Raw genomic sequence first — 9,626 nt, forward strand, 5'->3', positions numbered from 1 at the left:
GGTCAGCAGGCCATGAGCCTGCGCCAGCGGCTGCTGCTGTGCCTGCTGCCGCTGATGCTGCTCATTTCCGCGGGCGAGCTGTGGCTCACGCAGCGCGAGGCGCTCGCGTCCGCCAACAGCGCCTACGACCGATCCATTCGGGGGGCGCTGAAGGCCATCGAAGCCAACATCTCGACGGCCTCCGGTGGGCTGGCGGTCGAGTTGCCTTATCGCCTGTTCGAGTTGCTGGAGCTGACGGCATCGGGGCATGTCTATTTCCGCGTGGCCTCGCGCGATGGCCTGGTCGAGGTGGGCAACCTCGACCTGCCGCTGCCGGAGGGCGCGGTGCTCAGGTCGGGCGTCCCGCAATTTTCGGATGCCGAGTACCTGGGCGAGCGGGTGCGCATGGGTGTGCTGCTCACGCAGGTCAAGCTGCAGGGCCCGAAGGGACCCGACACGCCGGTCGTCATCCAGGTGGCCGAGCAGGCGGGCTCGCGCGAGCAGTTCGCCGCACAGTTCGTGCGCACCAGTGTGCTGCGCGCTGCCGTGGTGCTGCTGGTGCTGGTCGGCGTGGTGGTGGCCCTGGTGTCCTGGGTGCTGCGGCCGCTGGGACGGCTGGAGGCCGGCGTCCGCGAGCGGCATCCGGCCGATGTGTCGCCCCTGCAGGCGCCCGACCTGCCGCGCGAGGTGCAGCCGCTGGTGCAGGCTGTGAACACACAGATGGCGCGCCGCCAGGCCCTTGCCGACCAGCAGCGCCAGTTTCTCGACGATGCCTCTCACCAGTTGCGCACGCCGCTGACCACGCTGCGCACGCAGGCCGACTACGCGCTGCGCCTGCTGCCCGAACCCGCGGGCGGCGACGCCGAACTGCGCGACAGCCTGCAGGCCATCGTCGAGCAGATCGACGCCGCCACGCGCAGCACCAACCAGTTGCTGAGCCTCGCCCGCAGCGATGCCACCGAGCCGCACTGGGCCGACTTCGATCTGGCCGAGCTGCTGCGGCAGACGGCGCGCCCGCTTCTGACCCGGGCGCGCCAGCGGCGCATCGACCTGGGCGTCGAGGTGCCCGATGCCTTGGTGGCCCAGGGCGATGCCACGCTGTGGCGCGAGGCATTGTCCAACCTGCTGGACAACGCGCTGCGCTATGGCCACGCTGGCACGCCGGTGACGGCCAGCGCCCGGTGGATGCCGGGGCCCGTGCCAGGCTGGTCGATCACCGTGATCAGCGAGGGCGACCCGGTGCCCGAGGCGCTGTACCGTCAGCTGGCGGGTGAGGCCGGCGGTGCCGAGGGCGGCCGCTTCGTGCGCGGGCAGGGCGCCCGCCGGGGCGGCGCGGGCCTGGGCCTCGCGATTGCGCGGCGCATTGCCCAGCGCCACGGCGGTGCGCTCGACATCGATGCGCGCGCCAGCGGCACCTTTGCCGTCACGCTGCACTGGCCCCATCCCGGCCGCGCCTGACGGCAGCCTGGCTGACGCGGGCAGGCACCCTGGGGTTTGTCCCCGGCGGAATTGAAAGGCAGTTGAAAGCCTCCGGTTTCTACAGTTCATGCCCAGCAGCCGGTCTTTGCGCATGGCTGCCAGACAAGATCCACCGACGAGACCCGAGGAGCCTGCCCATGAAACTGCCCCTGACCGTTCGCGCCGTGCTGACCTGCGCGGCCCTGCTGCCCCTGGCTGCCACCGTGGCCAGCGCCGGCCCCCTGGACAAGAGCGAGTGCATTGCCCCGGCCAAGCCCGGCGGTGGATTCGACCTCACCTGCAAGATGGCCCAGACCATGCTGCAGGACAACAAGCTGAGCAGCGACCCGATGCGTGTGACCTACATGCCGGGCGGCATCGGCGCGGTGGCGTACAACGCCGTCGTGGCCCAGCGCCCTGGAGAGCCGGGCACGATCGTGGCGTTCTCCAGCGGCTCGCTGCTCAACCTCGCCCAGGGCAAGTTCGGCAAGTACGGCGTGAGCGACGTGCGCTGGCTGGCCGCGCTGGGGGCCGATTACGGCGCCATCATCGTCAAGAAGGACTCGCCCTACAAGTCGCTGAAGGACGTGGCGGCCGCCCTGAAGCAGGACCCGACCAAGGTGGTGTTCGGCGCAGGCGGCACCGTGGGCAGCCAGGACTGGATGAAAGCCGCACTGACGGCGCGCGCCGCGGGCGTGAATCCGCGCTCGATGCGCTTCGTGGCCTTCGAAGGCGGTGGCGAAGCGGTGACCGCACTGCAGGGCGGCCACATCCACGTGTATTCGGGCGATGCGGCCGAGGCGGCCACGCAGATCCAGGCCGGCACCCCGATCCGCGTGCTGGCCGTGTTCTCGGACCAGCGCCTGCCCGGTCAGCTCGCCTCCGTGCCGACGGCCAAGGAACAGGGCTTCGACATCAGCTGGCCCATCATCCGCGGCTTCTACATGGGCCCCAAGGTGCCGGACGCCGACTTCAACGCCTGGACGGCGGCCTTCCAGAAGGCCATGGCCACCCCTGGCTTTGCCAAGCTGCGTGAGGAGCGCGGCCTGTTCCCCATGACGATGACCGGCGTCGAGCTGGACGTCTACGTCAAGCGCCACACCCACCTGTACGCCAAGCTGGCGGCCGAGCTGGGTCTGGTCGTCAGCAGCAAGTAAGGCGGAGTCCGAGATGGCCGATCGCATCCTGGGCCTGGTGTGCCTGATTCTTGCCGCCGGCATGGGGTGGCTGGGACGGGGCTACGTTGCCCCGATTTCGTACGAGCCGGTGGGGCCGGCGGCCTTCCCGCTGCTGCTGGCCGGCCTGATGGCCGTCCTGGGGGGCTGGCTGGCCGTGCGGCCGCAGCCCCAGGTCGACGGCGCCGAGCCGGCCGAGCCGTTGTGGGGCCCGGCCTCCATTCGTGTGCTCACGCTGGCGGCCGTCATGCTGGCCTACGCGGTGCTGTTCCAGTGGCTGGGCTTCGTGATCGCCACCGCGCTGATGACGCTGCCGGTCGGTCGTGTCTTCGGTGGCACGTGGCGCCAGTGCGCAGTGGCCGGCGTGGCGCTGGGCGTGTCGTTCTTCCTGCTGTTCGACCGCGTGTTCGACGTGATCCTGCCCGCCGGCCTGCTGAGCGTGCTGGGCTGAGCCCGGCCGAGGAGAAAATTCCATGAGTTCCACACTCGACCATCTGATGACCGGGTTCGGCGTCGCCCTGACGCCGATGAACCTGATGCTGGCTGCCGTGGGCAGCTTCATCGGCACCGTGGTGGGCATGCTGCCGGGCCTGGGCCCGATCAACGGCGTGGCCATCCTGATGCCGCTGGCCTTCGCGCTCAACCTGCCGCCCGAGTCGGCGCTGATCCTGCTGGTGGCGGTCTACCTGGGCTGTGAATACGGCGGCCGGATTTCGTCGATCCTGCTCAACGTGCCGGGCGATGCCGCTGCCATCATGACCGCGGTCGATGGCTACCCGATGGCACGCAAGGGCCTGGGCGGTGTCGCGCTGTCGATCTCGGCGTGGAGCTCGTTCGTGGGTTCGATGATCGCGATCGCCGGTCTGGTGGTGGCAGCGCCGCTGCTGGCGAAATGGGCGCTGGCCTTTGGCCCGGCCGAGTACTTCGCGCTGATGGTGTTCGCCTTTGCCTGCCTCACCGGCCTGATGGGCGACCAGCCCGTGAAGGCGGCGCTGGCGGCCGTGCTCGGCCTGTCGCTGGCCACGGTCGGCATCGACGCCAACTCGGGTGTCTACCGCTACACCTTCGACACCGTCCACCTCGCCGATGGCATCCAGTTCGTGGCGGTGGTGATCGGCCTGTTCTCGATCAGCGAGATCCTGCTGATGATCGAGCAGATCACGGCCGGCAACACCATGATCACGCAGACCGGCCGCAACCTGTTCAACCTCAAGGAGATGGCGCAGACCTGGTGGGGCACCGTGCGCTCGTCGATCGTGGGCTTCTTCGTGGGCGTGCTGCCCGGTGCCGGCGCCACGATTGCCAGCGCCATGACGTACTCGATGGAAAAGCGCCTCACCGACACCGAAGGCACCTTCGGCAAGGGCGACATCCGCGGGGTGGCGGCGCCCGAGGCGGCCAACAACGCCTCGGCGGCGGGTTCCTTCGTGCCGATGCTGACGTTGGGCGTGCCGGGCTCGGGCACCACGGCCGTGATGGTGGGCGCCCTGGCGCTCTACAACATCACCCCCGGGCCGGCGCTGTTCGAGCAGCGACCCACGCTGGTGTGGGGCCTGATCGCCTCCATGTTCATCGGCAACATCATGCTGCTGGCCATGAACATCCCGATGATCCGGATCTTCACGCGCATCCTCTCGGTGCCGAACTGGGCGCTGGTGCCGGGCATCCTGGCGGTCAGCACGGTGGGCGTCTATGCCATCCACGCCACCACGTTCGATCTGGTCCTGATGACGGTGCTCGGCGTGATCGGCTATGTGCTGCGCAAGCTTCACATGCCCATGGCCCCGCTGATCCTGGGCTTCGTGCTGGGCGAGCTCATCGAGCAGAACCTGCGTCGCGCCCTGTCGATGACGAACGGCGACTGGTCCATCCTGACCGAAAGCGGCATCTCGCGCGGGTTCTGGGTGTGCACCGTGCTGATGCTGACCGTGCCCTTCATCGTGCGTGCCGTGATCCAGCGTCGTCGCCAGCGTGCCGTGCCGGCCGCTGTGGCGGCCACGCCGGAGCAGGCGGGCTGAAACCGCGCTCCTTTCAGGCGGCCTTTCGGGGCCGCTTTTTTTTTCCTGAGACTGTCTGTCATGTTGGATCGCCTGCTTGCGTCTCATCCGCGCGCCGTGTTGTCCGGCTGGGTGGTGGCGGTGTTCGGGGCCGTGTTGTGGTCGTGGGCCGGTGGCCCGTTGCCCTGGCTGCTCGGGCCCATGGTGGCGTATGGGCTGGCGCGCGGGCTCGGGGTGCCGCTGCGCGAATGGGGCTGGGGGCGCGCCCTCGGCCAGTGCGTGATCGGCGTGGGACTGGGCACGCGCTTCACGCCCGAGGTGGTGGCTGGCCTGGCCGAGCGCTGGCCCTGGCTCCTGACGCTGGCCGTGCTGGCCTTGCTGCCCGCGCCCCTGGGGATGTGGGCCTACCGCCGCTGGGGCGGGCTTGACCGCATCGGCTCGTGGCTGTGCGCGCTGCCGGGGGGCGCCTCCGAGATGGCGGTGCTGGCCGAGCGCCATGGCGTGCCGGCCGCGCCGGTGGCGCTCACGCAGGGGCTGCGCGTGGCGCTGGTGGTGTCGCTGGTGCCCTGGAGCCTGCTGTGGCTGCCGGGCGAGCTTGCCCCGGTCGGTGCGCTGCGCTCGGCGCCGGGGGGCACGGTGCTGGCCTGGCAGGCGGGCCTGTTCACGCTGGCCTGGGCGCTGCTCATCGCCTGGCCCACGGCGGCCCTGCACCGACGCCGCTGGCCCAACGTCTGGATGATGCTGCCGCTGCTGGCCACCGCGGTGCTGATGTCCGTGCTGCCGGCGTGGACGGCGCACCGGCCGCTCGGGCTGGCGCTGACCGTCCCGGCCGTGGCGCTCGACGCGGCGCAGCTGCTGCTGGGCATCACACTGGGCAGCAAGCTCGACGCCCAGGCCTGGCGCCAGGCGCCCCGGTTGACGGCCGTGGCCACCGGCGTCGTGCTGACCAGCGTGGGCCTGTGTGGCCTGGTGGCGTGGTGCGCGGCCGCTGTCCTGCCCGGGGGGCCGGCGCCCTGGCTGACGCACTACCTCGCGCTCGCGCCCGGTGGCATGGCCGAAATGGCGCTGCTGGCGCGCCAGAGCGGGGCCTTTCTTCCCGAGGTGATTGCCACCCACGTGCTGCGCCTGATGCTGGTGCTGGCCCTGGCGCCCGGGCTGTTGCGCGGTGTGGCATCGCGGTCGCCCTCGGGGCCTTTGCCGCCGGCGACGCCCCCCTGAAGGGGGAATGCCGCGCTCCCGGCCCGCGTGGCGTGCGTTTTCCGGTGCGAGGGCGTGGATACTGGCGCATCGTGCCTCCCGCGATGCCATGAGTTCGGTGACCCCCCGCCTCCTTCTCGTTGACGACCATGCCCTGTACCTGACGGGGCTGCGCCTGATGCTGGCCGAAGGCTGGCCGGAGGCCGAGGTGGTGGTGGCCCACGACTGGCGCGAGGCGCAGGCCGCGATCGCCGCCCATCCGCCCGACCTGATGCTGCTCGACGTGCACCTACCCGACGCCGACGGCCTTGCGGCCTTGCCCGCGTTGCTGGCGGCCCACCCTTCGCTGTGCGTGCTCGTCATGTCGGCCGATGTCGGGCCGGCACTGCTGCAACAGGCGCGCGCCGCCGGCGCGTGCGGCTACCTCCACAAATCGGCGGGGCCTGACGACGTCGTGCAGGCCGTGAACGCCTGCCTGAACCAGCGCAATGCGTGGGCTTTGCTGCCCTACACCTGGACGCAGGCCCCGACCGGGCCGGCGCCCGAAGCGCACGAGCCCGCCTTCGACACCCCCGCCGATGCCGATGACAGCGCGCTGACCCCCTTGCAGCGTGCGCTGCTGGGCGAGGTCAGCCGGGGGGCCTCCAACCGCGCCATTGCCCGAGCCCTGTCGCTCAGCGAGACCGATGTGCGCGCCGAACTCTCGTGGGTCACCGAGCGCCTGGGCGCGGTGAGCCGAGAGCAGGCGGTGGCCCTGGCGCAGGCGCGCGGTCTCCTCTCGTGAAGCCGGCCTGGTCTCCGCTGCGCCCGGCGTGGCAGTTCGACGGCCCGCGGGTGCTGTCGGCCCAGATGACCCTGCTCGACCGCAACCTGGGCAGCGCGTTCGTCGTGTCGTGCCTGATGTCTTGCCTGGCCGCGGTGGCTTTCGTGATGATCTCAGGCGACCTGGGCGCAGTCTGGTGGGCGTTGCTGACCTCGGCGGTGAGCCTGGGGTGCCTGCTGGCGCGCAGGGTCCTGCCCGCCCCGGACGACTTCCGTCGGGTGGGCCAGTACGCTCAGGCGGTGCGTGTGATGGCCGCCCTGCTGGGCAGCTGCCGCGGCGCCATGGCCCCGTGGCTCATGGACGCGGCGCACCCCGAAACCATCACGCTGGTGCTGGGCATCACGGCCGGCATGAGCTCGGGCGGTCTGGCCGTGTTCGCGCCCTCGTGGCCGGTGGCCATGGCCTACTGGGTGTGCAGTGTGCTGCCGGTGGCCTTCACCCTGCTCGACATGGGCGGCGCGGTGAACCTCACGCTGGGCGTGGGCGTGCTGGTCTACCTGTGGGCCATGACCGCGTTCTCGCGGCACACTTCGAGCATGGCGCTGCGGTCCATCACGCTGCGTTTCGAGAACGACGGCCTGATCCAGCGCCTGCGTGACCAGACCGAGCGCGCCATGGCCGCCCGCCAGGTCGCCGAAGACGCGCTCGACGACGCCGAGCAGGCCAATCGGGCCAAGACCGTCTTCCTCGCCTCGGCCAGCCACGACCTCCGCCAGCCGCTGCATGCGCTGTCGCTGTCGCTGGCCACCTTGGGCCGCACGCCCCTGGATGCGCGCCAGCAGGCGCTGCTGGCCCATGCCACCGCCTCGGCCGATGCCGCGGGCGAGATGCTGCACACGCTGCTCGATTTCTCGAAGATCGATGCGGGCGTGGTGCGGCCCGCGCCACAGCCCTTTGCGCTCCAGGCCACTTTCGACAAGCTCGCGCGCGAGTTCACCCCGCTGGCCGAGGCCAAGGGCCTGGGCTGGCGTGCTCGCCCCACCCGGTGCGTGGCCCATGCCGATCCGTCCCTGGTCGAGGTCGTGCTGCGCAACCTGCTGCTCAATGCCGTGCGCTACACCGAGCGCGGGCGCATCCTGCTGGCCGCCCGCAGCCAGGGCCCGCACGTTGCCATCGAGGTCTGGGACACCGGCATCGGCATCCCCGAGGCCGAGCAGCGGCACGTGTTCCAGGCTTTCCACCAGCTGGGCAACCCCGAGCGCGACCGCCAGAAAGGCCTGGGGCTGGGCCTGTCCATCGTCGATGGCCTGGCGCGGGCCATGGGCGCGGAAGTCGACTTGCGCTCGCGCGAGGGGCGGGGTTCGGTGTTCCGCATCATCCTGCCGGCGACGGCGGCCAGTGCGGCGGTGGGCGCAGCGCGGTCCGAGCCGTCGCCCGATCTGCGTGGCCTGCGTGTGCTGTTGATCGACGACGACGAACCGGTGCGCCAGGCGCTGGCTGACCTGCTGACGGATTGCGGTTGCTGGTGCGAGGCCGTCGATGGCCTGGAGGCCGCCCTGCACCTGCTGTCGGGTTTCTCGCCCGACGTGCTGCTGGTGGACCATCGCCTGCGCGAGCACCGCACCGGCGTGCAGGCCGTGGCGGCGATTCGCCAGACGCTGGCCCGGCCGGTGCCGGCGGTGCTGATCACGGGAGACACGGCGCCCGAGCGCCTGCGCGAGGCCCATGCCAGCGGCCTGACCTTGCTGCACAAGCCCGTGCCGGCCGCCCACCTGCTGGGCGTGCTGCAGGCGTGCCGCGCGGAGCGCCGGGTGGCAAGCGGGGTGACCGCCGGCTGAATCCAACGGCCCACCGCACCGGCGGCGCCTTCAGGCCCTGCGCCGCCTTTGCAGCACCAGCAGGCTGAGGCCCAGCACGGCCAGCCAGGTGCCCTGGCCCCCCACGCCCGCGTGGTCGAAGAACCAGCCGCTGACCAGCGGGCCCAGCGCACCGCCCGCTGTGTATCCGGCAATCATGGCCGAGGTGCCGGCCAGCGCCGAGGTGTCCTCGAAGTCATGGGCCACGCGGATCATGCTGAGCGTGTAGAGCGCGCCGCCGAGGCCGCCCCACAGCGCGGCGCACAACCACAGCAAGGGCGGCCACGCCGCGGCCTGCGTGAAGGCCACCCCGCTGAGCGCCAGCAGCGCGGCCCCGCTCGCAAACAGCCGGCGCGAGGGCACGTGGTCGGCCAGCCAGCCCAGCGGGTACTGCAGCGCAAAGCTGTCCATGCCCAGCACGCCGGCGATCGAGGTGGCCGCACCCAGCCCCAGCGCCAGGCCGGCCGCTGCCAGCACGTTGGCGCCGGTGGGTGTAAGGCCCAGGAGCCCGGGCAGAAAGGGCCCGAGCGCCATGCCGGCGCCCAGCAGCGCCTGGTACAGCCCGGTAAGCCGCCCGCGGTGCGTGGCCGGCACGTTGTGCGCAATCAGGCCTTCGGTGGCGTTCCAGGCTGCGGCCGCGCCGATGCCGGCCATCAGGCTGAGCCCACACCACGCGCGGTAGTCGTTGGTCAGCAGGTAGCCCAGGCAGGCCAGCAGTTCCAGCAGTAGCCCGATGCGGTAGGCCCGACCTACGCCCACGCGGTCGAACACGCGCGAGACCACCGGCACCAGCAACGCCACGCTCAGAAAGGGCAGCATCGCGACCAGGCCCACCGCCAGGTTGCTGGCCCCGGCCGTCTGCAGGCGCACCGCCAGCACCGGGTTGAGCAGGCTGTAGCTGCTGACCACCAGCGTGGTGCCCAGCATCACGCGCCAGAGCCCGGCGGGCAGGGCAGGCAGGTTCAGGGGCACGGTCTTACTTGAGCCAGCCCTTGCGGCGGAAGAACCAGAACGGCGTCACGATGGACAGCAGCATCAGGCACAGCGCGAAGGGGTAGCCCCACGTCTGGCTCAACTCCGGCATGTACTGGAAGTTCATCCCGTAGATGCTGGCGATCAGCGTGGGCGGCAGCAGCGCCACCGAGGCCACCGAGAAGATCTTGATGATCTTGTTCTGGTTGATGTTGATGAAACCGACGGT

Annotated in this window: 9 protein-coding genes; 7 read left to right on the top strand and 2 right to left on the bottom strand. The window is 71.0% G+C overall.

All coding sequences use genetic code 11. The features are described 5' to 3' along the window. The first annotated feature begins 12 nt into the window (after positions 1–12). The 7 genes from Q0Z44_RS13050 (at position 13) to Q0Z44_RS13080 (ending at position 8,407) form a co-directional block, all read left to right on the top strand. A complete protein-coding gene (locus tag Q0Z44_RS13050) occupies positions 13–1,437 on the top strand; it encodes a sensor histidine kinase (protein ID WP_298013420.1) in 1,425 nt (474 codons plus the stop codon). A gap of 158 nt (positions 1,438–1,595) precedes the next feature. Then, positions 1,596–2,594, top strand: a complete 999-nt coding sequence (locus tag Q0Z44_RS13055; RefSeq protein WP_298013422.1) for a tripartite tricarboxylate transporter substrate binding protein — start codon at positions 1,596–1,598, stop codon at positions 2,592–2,594. A 13-nt stretch (positions 2,595–2,607) separates the two neighbouring features. After that, the gene (locus tag Q0Z44_RS13060; protein ID WP_298013424.1) at positions 2,608–3,063 is read left to right on the top strand and encodes a tripartite tricarboxylate transporter TctB family protein; all 456 of its coding nucleotides are present in this window, start codon (positions 2,608–2,610) and stop codon (positions 3,061–3,063) included. 22 nt (positions 3,064–3,085) lie between these two features. After that, complete coding sequence (locus tag Q0Z44_RS13065) at positions 3,086–4,630, top strand: tripartite tricarboxylate transporter permease (protein ID WP_298013426.1); 1,545 nt, start codon at positions 3,086–3,088, stop codon at positions 4,628–4,630. A 60-nt stretch (positions 4,631–4,690) separates the two neighbouring features. Then, a complete protein-coding gene (locus Q0Z44_RS13070) occupies positions 4,691–5,827 on the top strand; it encodes an AbrB family transcriptional regulator (protein WP_298013428.1) in 1,137 nt (378 codons plus the stop codon). A gap of 88 nt (positions 5,828–5,915) precedes the next feature. After that, positions 5,916–6,590: a response regulator transcription factor gene (locus tag Q0Z44_RS13075; protein WP_298013431.1), complete on the top strand. Its 675-nt coding sequence runs from the start codon at positions 5,916–5,918 to the stop codon at positions 6,588–6,590. Next, complete coding sequence (locus tag Q0Z44_RS13080; protein ID WP_298013433.1) at positions 6,587–8,407, top strand: ATP-binding protein; 1,821 nt, start codon at positions 6,587–6,589, stop codon at positions 8,405–8,407. The genes Q0Z44_RS13075 and Q0Z44_RS13080 overlap by 4 nt, the downstream gene beginning before the upstream one ends. Before the next feature lie 30 nt (positions 8,408–8,437). On the opposite strand, the gene Q0Z44_RS13085 is transcribed toward Q0Z44_RS13080, so the two are convergent. Both Q0Z44_RS13085 and Q0Z44_RS13090 read right to left on the bottom strand, forming a co-directional pair. Beyond that, positions 8,438–9,397, bottom strand: coding sequence for an MFS transporter (locus tag Q0Z44_RS13085; RefSeq protein ID WP_298013435.1), 960 nt, complete (start codon positions 9,395–9,397; stop codon positions 8,438–8,440). A 4-nt stretch (positions 9,398–9,401) separates the two neighbouring features. Further along, a partial coding sequence (locus tag Q0Z44_RS13090; protein ID WP_298013437.1) for a CorA family divalent cation transporter occupies positions 9,402–9,626 on the bottom strand: 225 nt, incomplete at its 5' end.

The organism is uncultured Aquabacterium sp. (assembly GCF_947366995.1).
Lineage (GTDB): Bacteria > Pseudomonadota > Gammaproteobacteria > Burkholderiales > Burkholderiaceae_C > Aquabacterium.